This is a genomic window from Pseudarthrobacter sp. PvP004, assembly GCF_017876035.1.
GTDB lineage: Bacteria > Actinomycetota > Actinomycetes > Actinomycetales > Micrococcaceae > Arthrobacter > Arthrobacter aurescens_A.
Genome location: NZ_JAGINL010000001.1, coordinates 2,236,148 through 2,257,114, shown reverse-complemented (window position 1 = coordinate 2,257,114; position 20,967 = coordinate 2,236,148). Strand labels below are relative to the sequence as shown.

Genomic DNA, 20,967 nt, shown 5'->3' with positions numbered 1-20,967 from the left:
TAGATGATGCATGATCGGATGAGAGTCCGGTTTGTGTGTGGTCAAGTTTTTAAGGGCACACGGTGGATGCCTTGGCATTAGGAGCCGAAGAAGGACGTAGGAATCTGCGATAAGCCTGGGGGAGTTGATAACCGAGCGTTGATCCCAGGATGTCCGAATGGGGAAACCCCGCACAACGCTGCAAGGTGATTGTGTGACCCGCATCTGAACACATAGGGTGCGTGGGGGGAACGCGGGGAAGTGAAACATCTCAGTACCCGCAGGAAGAGAAAACAATAGTGATTCCGTTAGTAGTGGCGAGCGAACGCGGATCAGGCTAAACCGTTTCCATGTGTGATAGCCGGCGGGCGTTGCATGGGCGGGGTTGTGGGACTTTCCGTTCTGGTTCTGCCGGACCAGTGAGGTGAGGTGCAGGCATAGGTGAACGGTCTTGAAAGGCCGGCCAGAGAGGGTGTGAGCCCCGTAACCGTAATGTTGTGCACGGCCTGGGGAGTATCCCAAGTAGCACGGGGCCCGAGAAATCCCGTGCGAATCTGTCAGGACCACCTGATAAGCCTAAATACTTCCTAATGACCGATAGCGGACCAGTACCGTGAGGGAAAGGTGAAAAGTACCCCGGGAGGGGAGTGAAACAGTACCTGAAACCGTGTGCTTACAATCCGTCGGAGCCAGTCTGATTCTGGTGACGGCGTGCCTTTTGAAGAATGAGCCTGCGAGTTAGTGTTACGTCGCGAGGTTAACCCGTGTGGGGTAGCCGTAGCGAAAGCGAGTCTGAATAGGGCGAGTGTAGTGGCGTGATCTAGACCCGAAGCGGAGTGATCTACCCATGGCCAGGTTGAAGCGACGGTAAGACGTCGTGGAGGACCGAACCCACTTCAGTTGAAAATGGAGGGGATGAGCTGTGGGTAGGGGTGAAAGGCCAATCAAACTCCGTGATAGCTGGTTCTCCCCGAAATGCATTTAGGTGCAGCGTTGCGTGTTTCTTGCCGGAGGTAGAGCTACTGGATGGCCGATGGGCCCTACAAGGTTACTGACGTCAGCCAAACTCCGAATGCCGGTAAGTCAGAGCGCAGCAGTGAGACTGTGGGGGATAAGCTTCATAGTCGAGAGGGAAACAGCCCAGACCACCAACTAAGGCCCCTAAGCGTGTGCTAAGTGGGAAAGGATGTGGAGTTGCGAAGACAACCAGGAGGTTGGCTTAGAAGCAGCCATCCTTGAAAGAGTGCGTAATAGCTCACTGGTCAAGTGATTCCGCGCCGACAATGTAGCGGGGCTCAAGTACACCGCCGAAGTTGTGGATTTCACATAATGCCCTAGCCTTCGTGGTTCAGGGGTGTGGAGTGGTAGGGGAGCGTCGTGTGGGCAGTGAAGTCGCGGTGGAAACCAGCGGTGGAGCCTACACGAGTGAGAATGCAGGCATGAGTAGCGAAAGACGGGTGAGAAACCCGTCCGCCGAATGATCAAGGGTTCCAGGGTCAAGCTAATCTGCCCTGGGTAAGTCGGGACCTAAGGCGAGGCCGACAGGCGTAGTCGATGGACAACGGGTTGATATTCCCGTACCGGCGAAAAACCGCCCATGCCAAGCGGGGGATACTAACCGCCCGGAGCCTGCCCGCTCACCCTTGTGGTGTTGTGGGTTTTGGCCGAGCGCGGGACCTGATCCCGGGAGGTAAGCGTATTAACAGGTGTGACGCAGGAAGGTAGCCGGGCCGGGCGATGGTTGCCCCGGTCTAAGGATGTAGGGTCAGGGATAGGCAAATCCGTTCCTGTGTGCTTCGAGCACGATCCTGAGATCTGATGGGACCCCCGTTCGGGGGGATCCGGTGATCCTATGCTGCCAAGAAAAGCATCGACGCGAGGTTTTAGCCGCCCGTACCCCAAACCGACACAGGTGATCAGGTAGAGAATACCAAGGCGATCGAGAGAATTATGGTTAAGGAACTCGGCAAAATGCCCCCGTAACTTCGGGAGAAGGGGGGCCTGCCCCGTGATGGAGACTTGCTCTCCGTGAGCGGGTGTGGGCCGCAGAGACCAGGGGGAAGCGACTGTTTACTAAAAACACAGGTCCGTGCGAAGTCGCAAGACGATGTATACGGACTGACTCCTGCCCGGTGCTGGAAGGTTAAGAGGACCGGTTAGCCCTTACGGGCGAAGCTGAGAATTTAAGCCCCAGTAAACGGCGGTGGTAACTATAACCATCCTAAGGTAGCGAAATTCCTTGTCGGGTAAGTTCCGACCTGCACGAATGGAGTAACGACTTCCCCGCTGTCTCAACCATAAACTCGGCGAAATTGCAGTACGAGTAAAGATGCTCGTTACGCGCAGCAGGACGGAAAGACCCCGAGACCTTTACTATAGTTTGGTATTGGTGTTCGGAGTGGCTTGTGTAGGATAGGTGGGAGACGTTGAAACCCGGACGCCAGTTCGGGTGGAGTCATCGTTGAAATACCACTCTGGTCACTTTGGACATCTAACTTCGGCCCGTGATCCGGGTCAGGGACAGTGCCTGATGGGTAGTTTAACTGGGGCGGTTGCCTCCTAAAAAGTAACGGAGGCGCCCAAAGGTTCCCTCAGCCTGGTTGGCAATCAGGTGTCGAGTGTAAGTGCACAAGGGAGCTTGACTGTGAGAGAGACATCTCAAGCAGGGACGAAAGTCGGGACTAGTGATCCGGCGGTACATTGTGGAATGGCCGTCGCTCAACGGATAAAAGGTACCTCGGGGATAACAGGCTGATCTTGCCCAAGAGTCCATATCGACGGCATGGTTTGGCACCTCGATGTCGGCTCGTCGCATCCTGGGGCTGGAGTAGGTCCCAAGGGTTGGGCTGTTCGCCCATTAAAGCGGTACGCGAGCTGGGTTTAGAACGTCGTGAGACAGTTCGGTCCCTATCCGCTGCGCGCGCAGGAAATTTGAGAAGGGCTGTCCTTAGTACGAGAGGACCGGGACGGACGAACCTCTGGTGTGTCAGTTGTACTGCCAAGTGCATCGCTGATTAGCTACGTTCGGATGGGATAACCGCTGAAAGCATCTAAGCGGGAAGCTCGCTTCAAGATGAGATTTCCATACACATTACGTGTGAGAGGCCCCCAGCCAGACCACTGGGTTGATAGGCCGGATGTGGAAGCGAGGACTAAAGACTCGTGAAGCTGACCGGTACTAATAGGCCAACAACTTACACCACACAACACACTGCACGCGTCCACTATGTGGTTCCCGAACAACAACCGTTCCAGGAACCAACAACTAAATACACAACACCACAGTTGTAACCCAAAGATTTCCCACCCCCACCCAGGAACAACCTGGCACCGGGGTTCGGGTAACAGAGTTACGGCGGTCATAGCGTGGGGGAAACGCCCGGTCCCATTCCGAACCCGGAAGCTAAGACCCACAGCGCCGATGGTACTGCACCCGGGAGGGTGTGGGAGAGTAGGACACCGCCGGACAACCATTCACGGGGAGCCCCGACCACCACGGTCGGGGCTCCCCGCATTTAACAACCAATTGCTGCCCGACTGCCTGGCAGTAGTAGTGCTTCCCATGCTCGAGCACAGCACTACTGAGAGGTAGTTGGATGGCTCTGCGCTTGTGAGACTTGCCACGGGACGCCCCAAAGGTGCTTCCGGCGTTCGGTCGCTGTGGTGGGGTCGAATAGAATTGAACCAGATATACGAGTCGGCAGCTGAGCGCTGCTGGCGGCGTGACAACGAAATAAGGGTTATGAGCGACTACGCACGCGCCAGTGGTCGGCTCGCAACAGGAGGAATCCACCATGGCTGAGCACAACGGCGGCAATCGCGGCGGCAATCGCGGAAACTTCGGAGGGAACCGGGACGACCGTGGTTCGTACCGCCCCAACAACAATTCCGGCGGAGACCCTCGTGGCTTCCGTTCCAGGGAGAACCGGGACGGCAATGATCGTCCGGCACGTGATGGTGAGCGTCGCCCCTTCAGTAATGACCGTGGGGATCGTCCGGCACGTGACGGTGAACGTCGCTCCTTCGGCGGCGACCGTGATCGGAAGCCTTTTGGCGACCGTAACGACCGTCCGGCACGTGATGGTGAGCGTCGCCCCTTCAACAACGACCGTAGTGACCGGAAGCCGTTCGGTGATCGTCCTGAGCGTGGACCGCGGAACTTCGATGGCCCGCGCCGCGATGGCGATGACCGCCGCGCATTCGGTGGCGACCGTGACCGCAAGCCCTTCGGCGACCGTGGGGATCGTCCGGCACGCGATGGCGAGCGTCGCCCCTTCAACAACGACCGTGGCGACCGCAAGCCCTTCGGCGACCGTCCTGCCCGTGACGGTGAGCGCCGTTCGTTTGGTGACCGTGGGGATCGTCCGGCACGCGATGGCGAGCGTCGCCCCTTCAACAACGACCGTGGCGACCGGAAGCCCTTCGGCGATCGTCCTGAGCGTGGACCGCGGAACTTCGATGGCCCGCGCCGCGATGGCGATGACCGCCGCGCATTCGGTGGCGACCGTGACCGGAAGCCTTTCGGCGACCGTGGGGATCGTCCGGCACGCGATGGTGAGCGTCGCACCTTCAACAACGACCGTGACCGGAAGCCCTTCGGCGACCGTGGCGACCGCAAGCCTTTCGGCGACCGCCCCGAGCGTGGCGGCGAACGTCGTTCCTTCGGCGGCGACCGCCCCGAGCGTGGCGGCTCGTGGGAAGAACGTCCGGCCAGGGTGCCGAACGCCAAGGACATCCGCAGCGCCAACCGTCCCGACCGCGAGCGTTCTCCTGAAATTGACGAGGACGTCACGGGCAAGGAACTCGACCGCGCCACGGGCCACCAGATCAAGACCCTCGAGGAGCAGAGCGCGGGGTGGGTCGCAAAGCACTTGGTCATGGCCGGACGCTTGATCGACATCGAGCCCGAGCTCGCCTTCCAGCACGCCCTTGCTGCAAGCCGCCGCGGCGGTCGACTCTCGGCCGTGCGTGAAGCGGTTGGCCTGACTGCTTACGCTGCCGGTCACTATGGTGAGGCTCTGCGTGAATTCCGCACGTACCGCCGCATCAGTGGCTCCAACGTTCATTTGCCGGTGATGGCTGACTGCGAGCGTGGCCTTGGCCGCCCTGATCGCGCGTTGGACATGGTCCGCTCTCCCGAAGCCCAGGATCTTGACGCTCCGGGCAAGGTTGAGCTCGCGATCGTGGCCTCGGGTGCTCGTGCCGATCTCAACCAGTTGGATGCTGCTGTCAGCGAGCTTGAGATCCCGCAGCTGGACATCAACCGGGCATTCTCGTACAGCCCGCGTCTGTTCCGTGCATACGCTGAGGCTTTGAGCGCGGTGGGTCGAACCGAGGAAGCGGACAAGTGGGCCCGCCAGGCGCTGGTTGCTGAGAACGCTTTGGGTGTGGGCGATTTTGCGGAGCCCGAGATTCTTGACCTTGGCTGGGACGAGCAGGAAGAAGCAGCTGCGCGTAAGCCGCGTTTCGAGAAGCCGGCCCCGGACGCCGACGTCGTGAAGCCTGAGACGGAGACGGTCATCGTTGAGGCGGCAGCTGCTGACGTCGAGCGTGATGACGTTGAGCTTGACGATGCAGAGTCTGATTACTTCGAGTCGGATGACGCGGAATCGGATGACGCGGAATCGGACATCGATTCCGCGGAAGAAGACGCAGAGGCAAAAGACGAAGACACCGAGAACGAGGGCTCCGACTCCCAGCATGACTGATTCACTGATCTCACTGTTTGATGCTGTCCTTTCAGATCTGGACGGGGTGGTCTATGCAGGACCCCACGCCATCCCTGGGGCTGTGGAGTCATTGCAGCGTCTCGAAACCGTAGGCGTTGGCCTGGGTTATGTGACCAACAATGCCTCCCGCACCCCGGCCCAGGTCGCGGCGCATCTACGTGAGCTTGGCGCGCCGGCTGAGGACCATCAAGTGGTCAGTTCCTCCCAGGCAGCAGGGGAGCTTCTGGCTTCCATGCTGCCTGCGGGGGCGCATGTCCTCATCACGGGCAGTGCGGCTTTGGCCCATGAGATCGAATTGGCGGGCCTGAAACCCGTGCACAGTGCCGCCGAATCCCCGGTTGCCGTTGTCCAGGGGTTCAACCCGGAGATTGGCTGGAAGGATCTCGCGGAGGCGTCGTATGTTGTGGCCGGGGGAGCCATGTGGTTTGCCACCAACACGGACATGTCCATCCCGCAGGCCCGCGGCATGGCCCCCGGGAATGGAACGCTGGTTGCCGCTGTGGCGGCCGCCACGGGAAAGACGCCGCTGGTGGCCGGTAAGCCTGAGGCCCCTCTTTTCCACGCAGCGGCCAAACGGCTTAAGGCTGACCGTCCGCTGGTTGTGGGCGACCGTCTGGACACCGACATCCTGGGCGGCAACCGTGCAGGATTTGCGACGGCGGCCGTCCTCACCGGAGTGGACACCACCCACACCATCATTGCTGCACGAACGGATGAACGTCCGGACTACCTCCTGGCAGACCTGGCGGGCTTGTACGCACCGTATCCGGAGGTTGTCAGCGACGCCGGTATGTTCCGTTGCGGCGCAGCCACTGCAGTTGCCGGGGACGGGATTGTCACGGTGACTGGCCTCGAGGGTGACCTCGACGCGTGGCGGGCGGCATGCGCGGCGTGGTGGGCAGCTGTTCCGGACACGGACGTGGCGCAAACGCCGCAGCTGGTGTGGCGAAATCACTAGACTGGTGCGATGACCGAGCCCCAACATTCCGAATCGGAACATCCCGATCCGGAACGACCTGCAGTTCAGTGGCCTGACACGGCAAGCCCCACGGGGGATCCCTTGGTGGACAAGGCCCTCGGCCTGCTGGACGGCGTGGCGGAGTCACCCGTACAGGACCATGGGGAGCTGTACACCGGCATCCATGACGCCTTGTTGGAAGCTTTGGATGCCGAACCAGGGCTCCCGGCGGTCCCACAAAGCACCCCCCGCCCGGAAGGCGACAGCTAACGCATGCCAAGACTTGATCAGGAACTCGTCACCCGCGGGCTGGCGAGGTCTCGTACCCATGCCGCCAAGCTCATTAGCGACGGCAAGGTCAGCTCGGGCGGCCACGTTCTCGTCAAAGCTGCCCATCAAGTGGATGCCGGGACGGAATTGGATGTCGAGGCCCATCTGGAGGACATCTACGCAAGCCGCGCCGGGCACAAGCTGGCCGGCGCGCTGAAGGTGTTTCCCGGCGTCGTGGTTTCCGGTAAGCGGTGTCTCGACGCCGGTGCCTCCACGGGCGGTTTCACTGACGTTTTGCTCCGGCAAGGTGCCGCCCAGGTGGTGGCGGTGGACGTGGGGCACGGCCAGCTGGTGCCGCACCTTCGGGAGGATCCCAGAGTGGAGGTCCACGAGGGCCTCAACGTCCGGTATATGACGCCGGAGGAGATCGGCGGTCCAGCGAAACTGACTGTGGCCGATTTGTCCTTCATTTCGTTGACACTGGTTGTGGGACCCCTTGCCCAGTGCACGGAGCCGGGCGGTGATTTGGTCCTCATGGTCAAGCCGCAATTCGAGGTGGGCAAGGAGCGTCTGAGCCGAACCGGCGTGGTGTCGTCGGAGAATGAACGACGCCGGGCCGTGGCGCAGGTTGCCCGGGCGGCAGTGGATGCCGGCCTTGAACTTCAGGACCTCGCACCCAGCCCGCTTCCGGGCCAGGACGGAAATGTTGAATACTTCCTGTGGATGAAGCGCAGGATGTCCACGGCGTTGCCTAAGATCGAAGAGCGGGACGAGGACGTTGCTGCGTTGATCAAGAAACTCTGGCCGAACCACTAGAAAGCAGAACCCGATGAGCAGGCGTGTACTTGTCCTTGCCCACACAGGGCGGGAGGAATCGCTCCGCGCAGCGTGGGATGCCTGTACGCAACTGCATTCCTCAGGCTTGGTTCCCGTGCTGCAGAAATCCGAACTTGCAGATATTGAACGATTCTTCGGCGCCCTTGATACGCCCATCGAGATCCTCAACGATCACGTCAATCTTGAGGATGTGGAGCTGGTGATGGTCCTCGGCGGCGACGGCACCATCTTGAGGGCTGCCGAACTGGTGCGCGAGGTGGACGTCCCGCTGCTGGGCGTGAACCTGGGGCATGTGGGCTTCCTGGCGGAAAGTGAACGCGCCGATCTGGCCCAGACAGTGGAGTGGATAGCCAGCCGCCAGTACACGGTGGAAGAACGCATGACCATCGATGTCCAGGTGTGGGTCAAGGGTCAGAAGATTTGGCACACGTGGGCTTTGAATGAGGCTGCCATTGAGAAGGCCAACCGCGAACGCATGTTGGAGGTTGTCACCGAGGTGGACGAGCGTCCTCTGACGTCGTTCGGCTGCGATGGTGTTGTCCTCGCAACGCCCACGGGTTCCACGGCTTACGCTTTCTCTTCAGGCGGGCCCGTGGTGTGGCCGGAGGTCGAAGCTTTGGTCATTGTCCCGATTAGTGCCCACGCGCTTTTTGCCAAGCCTTTGGTGGTGTCTCCGCGCTCCAAGTTGGCGGTTGAAATCATGAACCGGACCGACGCCTTGGGGGTTCTTTGGTGTGATGGGCGGCGTTCGGTGGACCTCCCGCCGGGAGCACGCGTTGAAGTAACCCGTTCGGCCACCCCGGTGCGGCTCGCACGGACCCATAAGACTCCGTTCTCGGCCCGGCTTGTCCGCAAGTTCCAGCTTCCCATCCACGGTTGGCGCGGCCCGGCCCCTCGGAGCGGTGAAGTTCATACCGGTCCCATCCCCGTCATCCGGACCTTGTCACCGGCTCCGTTGCCCAGCCCCCGGGACTCCGAGACGTCCCAGGACCTGGGGCACGGTGAGCCATCAGACCCCACGAATGCGAAGTGAAACATGCTCGAAGAACTCCGAATCCGTGACCTTGGCGTCATAACCGACGCCGCCCTTCCTCTTGGACCTGGCCTCAGCGTGGTCACCGGTGAAACCGGTGCGGGCAAGACCATGGTGGTGACCGCCGTCGGGCTTCTTCTCGGTGCCCGTTCGGACGCCGGCGCGGTGCGAAGCGGTGCCAAGTCCGCTTCGGCCGAGGCTGTTCTTAAGCTCGATCCCGCGCACAGCGCTGTGGAACGCGCCAAGGAGGCAGGCGGCGAGGCAGAAGAGTTCGACGGCGTCGCTGAGCTCCTGCTTGCCCGCACCGTGGGTGCCGATGGGCGCAGCCGGGCTTATGTTGGCGGGCGCGCGGCACCTGTGGGGGTTCTTGCAGAGCTGGGCGAGAGTTTGGTGGTGGTCCATGGCCAGTCGGACCAGATCCGGCTCAAGAGTGCCACCGCGCAGCGGCACGCCTTGGACAGATTTGCCGGAGCACCCCTGGCCAAATCTCTGGGGGAGTACCAGGAGCTGTTCAACCACTGGAAAGCCATCCAGGCCGAACTGGAGACGCTGCGCAGCGAAGCCCGCGAGCGTTTGCGCGAGGCTGAGTCGCTGGACGCCGCCCTCAAGGAAATTGACGAGGTGGATCCCCAACCGGGTGAAGACGAGACACTCAAAGCCGAGGCTGTAAAACTGGCCAACGTGGAAGAACTGCGTTTGGCGGCGGCTGCGGCCCATGAGTCCCTCATCGCCGAGGAATTCGGGGACGCCGGCGACGCAACCACCATGGTGGATGCGGCCAAGCGGACCCTGGAGCATGTGGCTGAGCATGACGAGGAACTTCGTTCCGCAGCAACCCGGCTGGCGGAGGTCGGCTTCCTCCTTAATGACATCGCCGCCGAGCTCTCCAGTTACCAGGCGGCCTTGGACAGCGAAGGCCCTGAGCGGCTCTCCGAAATCGAGGAACGCCGGGCTTCCCTTGCCAAGCTGATCCGCAAGTATGCCCCGAGCATTGATGAAGTGCTTGAGTGGGCAGCTACTGCGAGGACCCGCCTTGATGAGTTGCAGGATGACTCCACTCGGATCGAGTCCTTGGACGCCGAGGTTGCTTCTGCGGAGGCGACCCTGCGCAAGCTGGCGGCGGCCATCACCAAGGCCCGGCTCAAGGCGGCGAAGGACCTCTCAGGCCGGGTCAGTGCCGAGCTGAAGGCCTTGGCGATGGCTGACGCCACCCTGGTCATCGAGGTGGATGGGAGCGGCGCGTTGGGCCCGTGGGGCACTGATGAAATCGCCTTCCTCCTCCAACCTCACTCTGGCGCCCCGGCGAGGCCCCTGGGCAAGGGAGCCTCCGGCGGTGAACTGTCCAGGGTCATGTTGGCGATTGAGGTAGTGCTCGCCGCAGTAGATCCCGTCCCAACGTTCGTGTTCGATGAGGTGGATGCCGGGGTGGGTGGGCGGGCCGCCGTCGAAATCGGACGCAGGCTGGCAATGCTCGCCCGGCACGTCCAGGTGCTTGTGGTGACGCACCTGCCGCAGGTGGCGGCCTTCGCGGATCAACACATCCGCGTGACCAAAACTTCCGTGCGCGGCGCTGACGGGAAGACAACCACCGGCTTCACGTCCAGCGACGTGCAGCTTCTCAGCGACGATGAGCGGGTCAAGGAGCTTGCCCGCATGCTGGCCGGTCAGGAGGACTCCGAGAGCGCGCAGGCGCACGCCCAGGAATTGCTGGACGACGCAAAGCTCCTGCCGCAGCGCGCCTAGTGCTGCGGGGAGTGCGAGCACAATCACATCAGTGCACTTAATCCCGCCCGGGTCTTGCTTGGACCGCGGTGGTGAGCAACTATTGACCATTTGGGGAATCCGAACGGACGCTTGGAAGGCGTAATTGATGATAAGCTCGAATTCCGTGGTGCAGCGATCAAATTCCCGTGTAAATTCCCGGTTCCCGGGCTCGTCCAAGACGACCAAACACATCTTCGTCACCGGTGGTGTGGCGTCCTCGCTCGGTAAGGGTCTGACGGCTTCCAGCCTCGGTCACCTGCTGCGGGCACGTGGTTTGTCTGTAACTATGCAGAAGCTCGATCCTTATCTGAACGTGGATCCGGGCACGATGAACCCCTTCCAGCACGGCGAAGTATTCGTGACTGATGACGGCGCCGAAACAGACCTCGACATTGGTCACTACGAGCGCTTCCTTGATGAGAACCTCGAAGGTTCGGCCAACGTCACAACGGGCCAGATCTACTCCACCGTTATCGCCAAGGAACGTCGCGGCGAATACCTCGGGGACACCGTTCAGGTCATTCCCCACATCACCGATGAAATCAAGCGCCGCATGCGCCTGCCTGCCGAAGGCAAAAACGCTCCGGACGTCATCATCACCGAAATCGGCGGCACGGTTGGCGACATCGAGTCGCAGCCGTTCCTGGAGTCTGCACGGCAAGTTCGCCAGGACGTGGGCCGGAACAACGTCTTCTTCCTGCACGTTTCGCTGGTCCCGTACATCGGTCCTTCCCAGGAACTGAAGACCAAGCCCACCCAGCACTCCGTGGCGGCTCTCCGCTCCATTGGTATCCAGCCTGAAGCAATCGTGATCCGCTCGGACCGCGAAGTGCCCGATGCCATGCGGGAGAAGATCGGCCGCATGTGCGACGTCGACATCGACGCCGTGGTTAACGCCGCTGACGCACCCAGCATCTACGACATCCCCAAGACCCTTCACTCGCAGGGCCTGGACTCCTACATCGTCCGTGCACTGGATCTGCCGTTCAAGGACGTTGACTGGAGCAAGTGGGACAAGCTGCTTGAAGCTGTCCACAACCCCAAGCACGAGGTCGAGGTAGCCCTGGTGGGCAAGTACATCGACCTTCCGGACGCCTACCTCTCGGTCACCGAGGCACTTCGCGCCGGCGGTTTTGCCAACGAAGCCAAGGTCAAGATCCGCTGGGTCCCGTCGGACGAGTGTGAAACCCTGGCCGGTGCAACCAAGTCCCTGGCCGGCGTGGACGCCATCTGCGTTCCCGGTGGCTTCGGTATCCGCGGCCTCGAAGGCAAGCTGGGCGCGTTGAAGTTCGCCCGTGAAACCAAGCTCCCGGTCCTGGGCCTTTGCTTGGGCCTGCAGTGCATGGTGATCGAGTATGCACGCAACGTAGTTGGCCTTGAAGGTGCTTCCTCCAGCGAGTTCGAGCCGGATTCGAAGTACCCGGTTATCGCCACCATGGAAGAGCAGCTGGACATCGTGGAAGGCAAGGGAGACCTTGGCGGCACCATGCGCCTGGGCCTCTACGAAGCCAAGCTGGACGAAGGCTCGGTCATTGCCGAGACTTATGGCACCACCACCGTCAGCGAACGCCACCGCCACCGCTACGAGGTCAACAACAAGTACCGTGACCAGATCGCTGCCGAGGGCCTGGTGTTCTCCGGTACGTCTCCTGACGGCAAGCTGGTGGAGTATGTGGAGCTTCCCCGTGAAGTCCACCCGTACTACGTGGCAACGCAGGCGCACCCGGAGCTCAGCTCCCGCCCCACGCGCCCCCACCCGCTGTTCGCAGGTTTGGTCAAGGCTGCCTTGGAGCGTCGCGAAGGTGCGCCCGTGGCCACCAAGACCGGTGCCCGCGCGGTAGCTGCCAAGTAAACGCAAGTACTAGTGAAGGACGGCGCGATGCCCGGTATTTCTGAAACCCCCCGCACATCAAGGCAGGTTTCGGACATGCCGAGCCCGCGCCGTCTTTTGTCTACCAGCAAGGTGTACGAAGGCCGCATTTGGGACGTTGTCAGCGACTCGTTCCAACTCAGCGACGGCACGGACACCCTGGTTCGTGATTACATCGACCACCCGGGCGCTGTGGCAGTGCTGCCCATGAACGTGGACGGTGAGATTCTGCTGCTGAAGCAGTACCGGCATCCCGTGGCCATGGATCTGTGGGAGATTCCCGCCGGCCTGCTGGACGTCGAAGGCGAGGATTTCGTGGTGGGCGCGGCCAGGGAGCTGGCAGAGGAAGCCGACCTGGTGGCCGCTACCTGGAACGTCCTTGTGGACTTCTTCAACTCGCCGGGTTCTTCCAGCGAGGCAGTCCGGATCTATCTGGCACGGGGCCTCAGCGACGTCCCTGTGGCGGAACGCCACGTCCGCACCGATGAAGAGGCCGAGATTGAACTTCACTGGGTGCCGCTCGACGAAGCCGTGAAGGCAGTGCTGGAAGGCCGGCTGCACAATCCTTCTGCGGTGCTGGGGATCCTTGCCGCCGCTGCCGCGAAGGCCGATGGTTTCACCAGCCTTCGGCCAGCCAATGCGCCTTGGCCGGCTCATCCGAGCCAGCGCTGAGCATGGCCGAGGCCGCCACTCGAACCGCCAACGGCGTTGACCGCGCAATAACCGACTATCTCCAGCACGTTGGTGTGGAACGCGGCTTGGCGGCAAACACTTTGTCTGCGTACCGTAGGGACCTCGCCCGATACTCCAACTTCCTGGCGGCCCAAGGTGTGGAACAGCCCGGAAGTATCACACGGCACCACGTGACAGCCTTCGTCCAGGCATTGTCCGACGGCTCCGATGGCGCCGCCGCTTTGGGCGTCCGCTCCGCCGCCCGCACCGTGGTGGCTGTACGTGGACTCCACAAGTTTTGGGCGCTCGAAGGAACCACGACGGCGGACCCCGCCAGCGATGTCCACCCGCCTATGCCAGGCAAACGGCTTCCAAAAGCCATCAGCGTTGGTGAAGTGACGCGCATCCTGGAAGCTGCCGGCTCGGATACCGCTACCGGTCTCCGTGACCGCGCACTGCTTGAATTTCTCTACTCCACAGGGGCCCGCATCAGCGAGGCCGTGGGACTGGATGTTGATGACGTCTCCCTCGAAGACACCGGCGGTGACCCTGCCATCGTGAGGCTGTTCGGCAAGGGTTCCAAGGAACGTCTGGTTCCTCTGGGCTCTTTTGGTGCCCGCGCCGTCGGGGCCTATGTTGTCCGCGGCAGGCCGCTGCTGGCGTCCAAGGGCAAAGGCACTCCGGCGCTGTTCCTCAACGCCCGTGGTGGCCGGATCAGCAGGCAGAGTGCGTGGACCATCCTCAAGACGGCGGCCGAGAAGGCCAACATCACCAAAGATGTCTCGCCGCACACGCTGCGCCATTCCTTCGCCACCCACCTCCTGGAGGGCGGTGCGGATGTCAGGGTGGTCCAGGAGTTGCTGGGACATGCGTCCGTGACCACCACGCAGGTCTATACCCTGGTCACAGCGGACACTTTGCGTGAGGTCTACGCAGCCGCGCATCCCAGAGCGCTCGGATAACCGGAGCGCTCGGATAACCAGAGCTATTCGAGCACGTTCAGCGTCAGCTCCACGGCGTCGACGAACAACGCCAGCAGCGACGTCCCCAAGCCAGCTACGAGCAACAGCCCGGGGTGCGCGAGCCCCACTACTACACGCTTGAGCCTTGGGCGCCCGCGCAGGAACTTCTTCGGTACGCGTGTCTTCAGCGGTATCTGCCGCCAGCCCCGCAAACGCCGCAGGAACCATGCACAGCGCACAATGAAGGCCATCCACAGGATGGAGAGCACCAGCGGAACTGCGGCCAGCATGAGGTTGAAACCCAGAGCCGTGACTTCCTTTTCGGAATCGCCAATCACGGACTGGACAGTGGTGGAGATCGAGGCACTCATCACCACCGACGCTGCCCAGACCATGAACGCTGCCACTAATGCGAGGAAGCGGACGAAGAAGTGGCCCAGGACTGTCGCGTCCACCGCACGCAGGTGGCTTCGTGGCGTGGCATGCAGCACCACCAGCGTGGAGATTAGCGTGGGCAGCGCCGCTACGAGGACAAGCAGGTACCAGGTCCATCCGGCAAGGTCCACCACCTCGTCCAAGACGATCAGCCCTGCCCACACCACAGTCCACGCCCAACCTGCATAGAGCGGGTGCGCCACCAACCAACGGGGTAGCCAGGAGTCCCGTTCAGCCTTAGCATTGGGGACCATTTCTGCGGCACCGATACCTCGCTTCGACGGCGGTTCTGCATCGTCTTCGACGGCGGCCGCATTGGCGCGCGCGTCACCCCCACCTTCAGTCATGGGCTCACTGTAGCAATGGCGGCAGTGGCAGGGGAGATCAGGTTAAGGTAGGCAGCATGACTGCAGCCCATGTGACCTTGTGCTTCCTCCTCCGCGACGCCGCGGACGGCGAACATGTTTTGCTCGGGACCAAGAAGACGGGTTTCGGCAGGGGCAAGGTAGTGGGTGTCGGCGGGCATGTTGAAGCGGGGGAGACCGCCTCGGAGGCTGCATGCCGTGAGGTCATGGAGGAAATCAATGTTGTGGTTCAGGCGAAGGACCTGATTCCTGCGGGCACTGTGGACTTTGTGTTCCCGGCCAGGCCGGAGTGGAACATGGCAACTACTGTGTTCCTGACCCGCGAGTGGGACGGGGAACCGTCGGAAAGCGACGAGATTGCCCCTGCGTGGTTCCCTGTGGCACAGCTTCCCGTGAATCGGATGTGGGCTGACGCCGAACACTGGCTGCCGGCCATGATTTCCGGCCAGCGCATCGCCGTAACGGTGGCCTTGGCGGCAGATAACGAGAATGTGGCTGACGTCCACACGGTTGCTTGGGTGGACCCCGAGTCGTAGAAATAGCGACGGCGGACCGGTCGCCTTTCGGTGACCGGCCCGCCGTCGTTCTTCCTGCTTTAGTCCGGAAGCGTTACGGCACGTGCCGTTCTTCCGGACCGTTGTACTCGCTCAGCGGGCGGATGAGTGAGTTGGAAGCCACCTGCTCCATGATGTGCGCGGTCCAGCCGGTGATGCGGCTGGCCACGAACAGCGGGGTGAACGTCTGGGTGTCGAAGCCCATGAGGTGGTACGTGGGGCCGGCAGGGTAGTCGAGGTTGGGCTTGATCGCCTTGGCCTCCTCCATGGCCTGCTCCAAGCCGTTGTACAGCCCCAGGAGTTCGGGCCGTCCGTAGTGGGCGATCATCTTGTCCAGGGCGGCCTTCATGGTGGGCACACGGGAGTCGCCGTGCTTGTAGACGCGGTGTCCGAAGCCCATGACCTTCTTCTTCTGTGCCAGGGCGTCTTCCATCCAGGCACGGGCGCGGGTGGCGGCTTCCTCGAGGGATTCTTCGCTGCGGATGCCGATCTCGTCGAACGTGTGCATCACAGCTTCGTTGGCTCCACCGTGCAGAGGACCCTTGAGAGCGCCGATCGCGGCAGTAACAGCGGAGTGCAGGTCCGAGAGCGTGGAGGTGACCACACGTGCCGTGAAGGTTGATGCGTTAAAGGAGTGCTCGGCGTAGAGGATCATGGAGACGTTGAACGCCTCCACCACTTCGGGAACCTGCTCTTCGCCGAAGGTCATCCAGAGGAAGTTGGCGGAGTAGTCCAGGTCCTCGCGGGGTTCCACAGGCTCCTGGCCGCGGCGGCGGCGCTGGTCGTAGGCAACGACGGCGGGCATGGCCGCCCAGAGGTCGATTGCCTTCTTCATGTTCGCCTCGGGGGTGGAATCCTCGGCCAACTCGTGCCGGGCACCGAGCACGGATGCTGCCGTGCGGCACACGTCCATGGGATGAGCAGTGGTGGGCAAGGTATCCACAACGGACTTGACCACGGGGTCCAAGGCGCGACCGGAACGCTCGCGGGCAGTGAATTCCGCAAGCTCTGCGTCAGTGGGCAGTTCGCCGTTCCACAGCAGGTACGCGACCTCTTCGAAGCTGCATTTGGCGGCCAGTTCCTGGACCGGGTAGCCGCGATACAGCAGCGAGTTGGTGTCCGGGTTGACCTTTGATACGGCGGTGTAATCCACCACGACGCCGGCAAGGCCCTTTTTGATGTCAACAGCTACCATGCTGCTCTCCTTCGTTCATAATGCAAGCGGCCCGGAAGCCCCGGGCTACCTGCTTTCCCCTGTATGAATCCCGGGACCTAGCGAATGCCAGGAACCTGGAAGTTGAAAACGCCGGTATCGAATTGGTTGTATGCCTCGTAGTCGACGAGTTCGTAGAGGCGCGCACGCGTGAGCATGTTTTCCACTTGCGCTTCTTGGGTCCCCGCAGCCTTAATCGATTCCAGAGTACGCTCTGCAGCTCCCATGGCAATGCGGAGTAGCGTGACGGGGTAGATGACCATGTTCACGCCTACGGTTTGAAGCTGGTCCACAGTGAAGAGATCGCTTTTGCCGAACTCGGTCATGTTGGCCAGGATCGGTACGTCCACGGCGTCTCGGATGGCTTGGAATTCGTCCAGGGTGGCCATGGCTTCGGGGAAGATCGCGTCAGCGCCGGCCTCTACGAGGGCTTTGGCGCGGTCCTGTGCGGCCTGGATTCCTTCGACGGCGCGGATGTCGGTGCGGGCCATGATGAGGAAGTTCGGGTCGCGGCGGGCGTCTGCTGCGGCGCGGATGCGTTTGGTGGCGGTGTCGATGTCCACCACGTTTTTGCCGTCCAGGTGGCCGCAGCGTTTGGGGTTGAATTGGTCCTCGATGTGGCAGCCGGCCAGGCCTGCGTTTTCGAGTTCCTGGATGGTCCGGGCGACGTTCATGGGTTCACCGAAGCCGGTGTCGGCGTCCACCAAGGAGGGCAGGTCCGTCATCCGGGCGATCTGCCCCGCCCGGGTGGCTACCTCGGTGAGGGTGGTCAGGCCGATGTCCGGCAGGCCGAGGTCGTTGGCCAGGACGGCCCCGGAGATGTAGACCCCGGCGAAGCCTTTTTCCTCGATCAGCCGTGCCGAGAGCGGGTTGAACGCTCCCGGGAACTGCTGCACGGTCCCGGAAGCCAGCAACTCCCGCAGCTTGAGGCGTTTCTGTTCGGGGGTGACTTTTGAGTACAGCATTTAGAACAGTCCCTTGGGAGCTGCTGCGAGGTCGATCACGCCGGGTGCTGCGGTGATGTTCAGCTGGTCCAGTTCGCCTTCGCCGAGTTCGGTGACGCGTTCGACGGCGGCGAGGAACCTTTCGATCTCGGCTTCCTCCACGAGACCGGCAGCAAGGGTGCGGAACTTGTTGATGTACTGCTCCCGGGCGAACGGCCGGGCACCGAGCGGGTGGGCGTCGGCCACGGCGATTTCGTCCGTGACAACAGACCCATCCGTGAGTGTGATGACAACAGTGCCGCCGAAGGCTTTCTCTGCGATGTCCAGGGAGTGGTAGCGGCGGGTCCATTCGGGGTCTTCGACGGTGGTGACCTTGTGCCAGAGTTCCACGGTGTCCGGGCGTGCTGCGCGTTCGGGGGCGTAGGAGTCCACGTGGTGCCAGGCGCCGTCCTGCAGGGCGACGGTGAAGATGTATGGGATGGAGTGGTCCAGGGTTTCGCGGGACGCGGTCGGGGAGTACTTCTGGGGATCGTTCGCGCCGGAACCGATCACGTAGTGCGTGTGGTGGCTGGTCTTGATCAGCACGGAGGCGACGTTGGCCGGGTCCGTGGTTTCCGGGTGCTCCTTGTGGAGTTTGCGGGCGAGGTCGATCCACGCCTGGGCCTGGTACTCGGCGGAGTGTTCCTTGGTGTAAGTGTCCAGGATGGCGCGCTTCGCTTCACCGGGCAGCGGCAGCGGAACCTCGTAGGAGGCATCCGGGCCGTCGAGCATCCAGGCGATCACGCCGTCTTCGCCTTCGTAGATCGGCACCGGGGAGGTCTGTCCGCGCATCGAACGGTCCACCGCTTCAACCGCCATCTTGCCCGCGAACGCCGGGGCGTGGGCCTTCCACGTGGAGATCTCGCCCTTGCGGGACTGCCGGGTGGCGGTGGTGGTGTGCAGGGCCTGGCCCACGGACTGGAAGATCGTCTCAACATCCAGGCCAAGAAGGGTGCCGATGCCGGCGGCGGCGGACGGGCCGAGGTGGGCGACGTGGTCGATCTTGTGCTTGTGCAGGCAGATGGCCTTAACCAGGTTCACCTGGATCTCGTAGCCGGTGGCGATGGCACGGACAAGGTCGGCGCCGTTGGAGCCAACGTGCTGGGCGACGGCCAGGATCGGCGGGATGTTATCCCCCGGGTGGGAGTAATCCGCGGCCAGGAACGTGTCGTGGTAGTCGAGTTCGCGGACGGCCACGCCGTTGGCCCAGGCGGCCCACTCGGGGGAGACCTGCTCTTCGATGCCGAACACTGAGGCGCCCTTGCCATTGGCGGACGGGGCGTGGGTCAGTGCCTGAGCGCGGGCCGCGACGATGGGTGCCCGGTTCAGCGAGGCGATGGCCACGGAGGCGTTGTCGATGATCCGGTTGATCACCATATCGGTGACCTCCGGGGTCACCTCGACTGCGTCGGCGGCGACTACGGCGATCTTGTGTGCCAGCTGCTCCTCGCGAGGGAGGTTCTCTTCGCTCTTGTAGACGCGGACGTGATTGTTCTTGACCATGGTGCTCCTTCTAATGAGGGGTGTGGGTGGCTTTGACGTGGGTGAGGCTGCGGTGCAGGTGAAGCGTGGTGGCGGCTTCGGCGAGCCGGGGGTTGCCTGCGGCGATGGCCTCGGCGATCGCGGCATGTTCTGCAGCTGCGGCATGAAGCCGGGCGGCGTCGTCGGCTGCCAGGCGGCGGACGCGGACCAAGTGGACGCGGAGGCTGCGCATGGCATTGGCCAGGTAAGTGTTGGAGATGGCCGAATCGATGGCGTCGTCCAAGCGGCCTACCAAGGCGTAGTACTCGTGGCGCGCGGGGTCGTTGTCGCTCAGCAGCTCAGGTGCCAGCACCAGTTGGGCGTGCAGCTCGGCGAAGATACCTGGTTCGCCGCGCTGGGCGGCCAAGGCGGCCGCCCTGACCTCGAGGGTTTCGCGCAGTTCGAACAGTTCGTCGATGCTGTCCAGCGAAATATCGGTGACGACGACGCCGCGGCCGCCTGCCGCCGTCGTCAGTCCTTCCGCGGTCAGCCGGCTCAGCGCCTCCCGGACCGGGGTCCGGGACACTCCGAGGCGTTCGGACTGCTCCACTTCGGCGAGGACGGTGCCCGGACGGAGACGCCACTCAATGATGTCTTCACGAAGGGCGTTGTAAGCCCGATCACTGGCGCGCATATCCCCATTGTATACATATCGGCAGCTTTATGGCACTAAAGGCCCGAAAAATTCGTTCTGTGTATACATCACGGCCTTGCAACGTAGTACGCATTGAAGGGGTCTTCTTCCAGTTCCTTCACCTCCACCGCGCGGAAACCCGCATCCAGAAGCATGTCCGTTGCCCGCTGTTTGCCCCACACCGTACCCAAACCATCGCCGCCCTGCCCCAACGAAACTGCCATGCAATGGAAGGTTGAGATGGTGTACAGGAACGCTGCCCACGGGAGCTCCACGTTGTCCTCCAAGCGGCTTGAAGCGTTGATGTCCACCATGAGGAATGTTCCTTCCGGCTTGAGCGCAGCCCGGATGTTCTTCAGGACCTCAGCCGGGCGGGCTTGGTCGTGAATGGCGTCAAAAGCTGTCACCAAATCGAACGGCTCCTCGGTTTCCAGGCGGCTTACATCCTGGAGTTCAAACCGGACGTTGGACAGTCCCGCTGCTGAGGCTTCGTCGGAGGCAGTAGCCAATGCCTCCCCTGAGAAGTCGTAACCGGTAAAAGTGCTGGCAGGGAAAGTGGCCGCCAGCAGATTCATGGCATGCCCCTCGCCACAACCGATGTCGGCCACTGAAATTCCACGGCGCAGTGCATCCACGCAGCCCGTCAGGGGAAGGATCGTCTCAACAAGTGATGCGTCGTTCACCGCGGCGCTTTCGGAAGCCATGATGTGATGGAACCGCGGGTAGTCGTCGTAGCTCGTTCCGCCACCCGTCCGGAATGCCTGCGCCACCTTCGGGGCAACTTCTCCCATCAGCGGGACATACTGCAGCGTTCGCGCCAGATTTTCGGTTCCGGGCCCGGTAACGACGGGCACGAATTCCGGACGAAGGCTGTAGGTTCCACGGTCCGGTTGGTAGTCGACAAACCCAGCCGAGGTCATCCCGCCCAACCATTCCCGGACATAGCGCTCGTTAAGGCCGGCAGCATCGGCGATCAGATCGCTCCCGGCTGCCGGCAGAGCCGCCAAGGTCTCGAACAAGCCCGTTTGATGTCCAACGCCGATGAGCAGGGCAATGGAGGAGTCGTTGAGGATTCCGATCATCCGGCCCGCGGCCTGTTCCACGCTGTCCCGGGTGGGCGTGGGGCTTTGGTGCTGTTCAGTCTGGATGTTGTTCATGGCCAGTCCTTTGTGTTCCGGTGGCCGACTC

General features: G+C 62.2%; 16 protein-coding genes and 2 rRNA genes. 12 read left to right on the top strand and 6 right to left on the bottom strand.

Annotated elements, in window-relative coordinates; genetic code table 11:
- Positions 1 to 39: 39 nt before the first annotated feature.
- From J3A64_RS10165 to xerD, 11 genes are all read left to right on the top strand, one after another.
- A 23S ribosomal RNA gene (locus J3A64_RS10165) occupies positions 40 to 3,182 on the top strand.
- Positions 3,183 to 3,330: 148 nt separating this feature from the next.
- Positions 3,331 to 3,447: ribosomal RNA gene (gene rrf / locus J3A64_RS10160) — 5S ribosomal RNA — on the top strand.
- A 326-nt stretch (positions 3,448 to 3,773) separates the two neighbouring features.
- Entirely contained in the window at positions 3,774 to 5,687 is a 1,914-nt protein-coding gene (locus tag J3A64_RS10155; RefSeq protein WP_210064232.1) for a hypothetical protein, read from the top strand.
- The gene (locus J3A64_RS10150) at positions 5,680 to 6,666 is read left to right on the top strand and encodes an HAD-IIA family hydrolase (RefSeq protein ID WP_210064231.1); all 987 of its coding nucleotides are present in this window, start codon (positions 5,680 to 5,682) and stop codon (positions 6,664 to 6,666) included. Before J3A64_RS10155 ends, J3A64_RS10150 begins: the two co-directional genes overlap by 8 nt.
- A gap of 9 nt (positions 6,667 to 6,675) precedes the next feature.
- The gene (locus tag J3A64_RS10145; protein WP_011774359.1) at positions 6,676 to 6,936 is read left to right on the top strand and encodes a hypothetical protein; all 261 of its coding nucleotides are present in this window, start codon (positions 6,676 to 6,678) and stop codon (positions 6,934 to 6,936) included.
- A 3-nt stretch (positions 6,937 to 6,939) separates the two neighbouring features.
- The gene (locus J3A64_RS10140) at positions 6,940 to 7,752 is read left to right on the top strand and encodes a TlyA family RNA methyltransferase (protein ID WP_210064230.1); all 813 of its coding nucleotides are present in this window, start codon (positions 6,940 to 6,942) and stop codon (positions 7,750 to 7,752) included.
- Between the two features lie 13 nt (positions 7,753 to 7,765).
- A complete protein-coding gene (locus J3A64_RS10135) occupies positions 7,766 to 8,806 on the top strand; it encodes an NAD kinase (RefSeq protein WP_014921330.1) in 1,041 nt (346 codons plus the stop codon).
- A 3-nt stretch (positions 8,807 to 8,809) separates the two neighbouring features.
- A complete protein-coding gene (gene recN / locus J3A64_RS10130; RefSeq protein WP_210064229.1) occupies positions 8,810 to 10,549 on the top strand; it encodes a DNA repair protein RecN in 1,740 nt (579 codons plus the stop codon).
- Positions 10,550 to 10,676: 127 nt separating this feature from the next.
- Positions 10,677 to 12,422, top strand: a complete 1,746-nt coding sequence (locus tag J3A64_RS10125) for a CTP synthase (protein WP_011774363.1) — start codon at positions 10,677 to 10,679, stop codon at positions 12,420 to 12,422.
- A gap of 27 nt (positions 12,423 to 12,449) precedes the next feature.
- Complete coding sequence (locus tag J3A64_RS10120) at positions 12,450 to 13,112, top strand: NUDIX hydrolase (protein WP_043805979.1); 663 nt, start codon at positions 12,450 to 12,452, stop codon at positions 13,110 to 13,112.
- Positions 13,113 to 13,114: 2 nt separating this feature from the next.
- Positions 13,115 to 14,074 carry a site-specific tyrosine recombinase XerD gene (gene xerD / locus J3A64_RS10115; protein WP_011774365.1) on the top strand — a complete coding sequence of 320 codons (960 nt, stop codon included), beginning with the start codon at positions 13,115 to 13,117 and terminating at the stop codon, positions 14,072 to 14,074.
- Positions 14,075 to 14,097: 23 nt separating this feature from the next.
- Here the strand turns inward: xerD and J3A64_RS10110 are convergent, their stop codons facing one another.
- On the bottom strand, positions 14,098 to 14,856 hold the full coding sequence (locus J3A64_RS10110) for a hypothetical protein (RefSeq protein ID WP_014921333.1): 759 nt from the start codon (positions 14,854 to 14,856) through the stop codon (positions 14,098 to 14,100).
- Between the two features lie 56 nt (positions 14,857 to 14,912).
- Here J3A64_RS10110 and J3A64_RS10105 point away from each other — a divergent pair, with 56 nt between their 5' ends.
- Positions 14,913 to 15,410: an 8-oxo-dGTP diphosphatase gene (locus J3A64_RS10105; protein ID WP_014921334.1), complete on the top strand. Its 498-nt coding sequence runs from the start codon at positions 14,913 to 14,915 to the stop codon at positions 15,408 to 15,410.
- A gap of 73 nt (positions 15,411 to 15,483) precedes the next feature.
- Here J3A64_RS10105 and J3A64_RS10100 read toward each other — a convergent pair whose 3' ends face one another.
- From J3A64_RS10100 to J3A64_RS10080, 5 genes are all read right to left on the bottom strand, one after another.
- Positions 15,484 to 16,623 (bottom strand): bifunctional 2-methylcitrate synthase/citrate synthase, encoded by a 1,140-nt coding sequence (locus J3A64_RS10100; RefSeq protein WP_014921335.1) that lies wholly within the window; start codon positions 16,621 to 16,623, stop codon positions 15,484 to 15,486.
- Between the two features lie 77 nt (positions 16,624 to 16,700).
- Entirely contained in the window at positions 16,701 to 17,606 is a 906-nt protein-coding gene (gene prpB / locus J3A64_RS10095) for a methylisocitrate lyase (RefSeq protein WP_210064228.1), read from the bottom strand.
- Positions 17,607 to 19,127 carry an MmgE/PrpD family protein gene (locus J3A64_RS10090; RefSeq protein ID WP_210064227.1) on the bottom strand — a complete coding sequence of 507 codons (1,521 nt, stop codon included), beginning with the start codon at positions 19,125 to 19,127 and terminating at the stop codon, positions 17,607 to 17,609.
- 10 nt (positions 19,128 to 19,137) lie between these two features.
- Complete coding sequence (locus J3A64_RS10085) at positions 19,138 to 19,779, bottom strand: GntR family transcriptional regulator (protein ID WP_014921338.1); 642 nt, start codon at positions 19,777 to 19,779, stop codon at positions 19,138 to 19,140.
- A 68-nt stretch (positions 19,780 to 19,847) separates the two neighbouring features.
- Positions 19,848 to 20,936, bottom strand: a complete 1,089-nt coding sequence (locus J3A64_RS10080) for a class I SAM-dependent methyltransferase (RefSeq protein WP_210064226.1) — start codon at positions 20,934 to 20,936, stop codon at positions 19,848 to 19,850.
- Between the last annotated feature and the right edge of the window lie 31 nt (positions 20,937 to 20,967).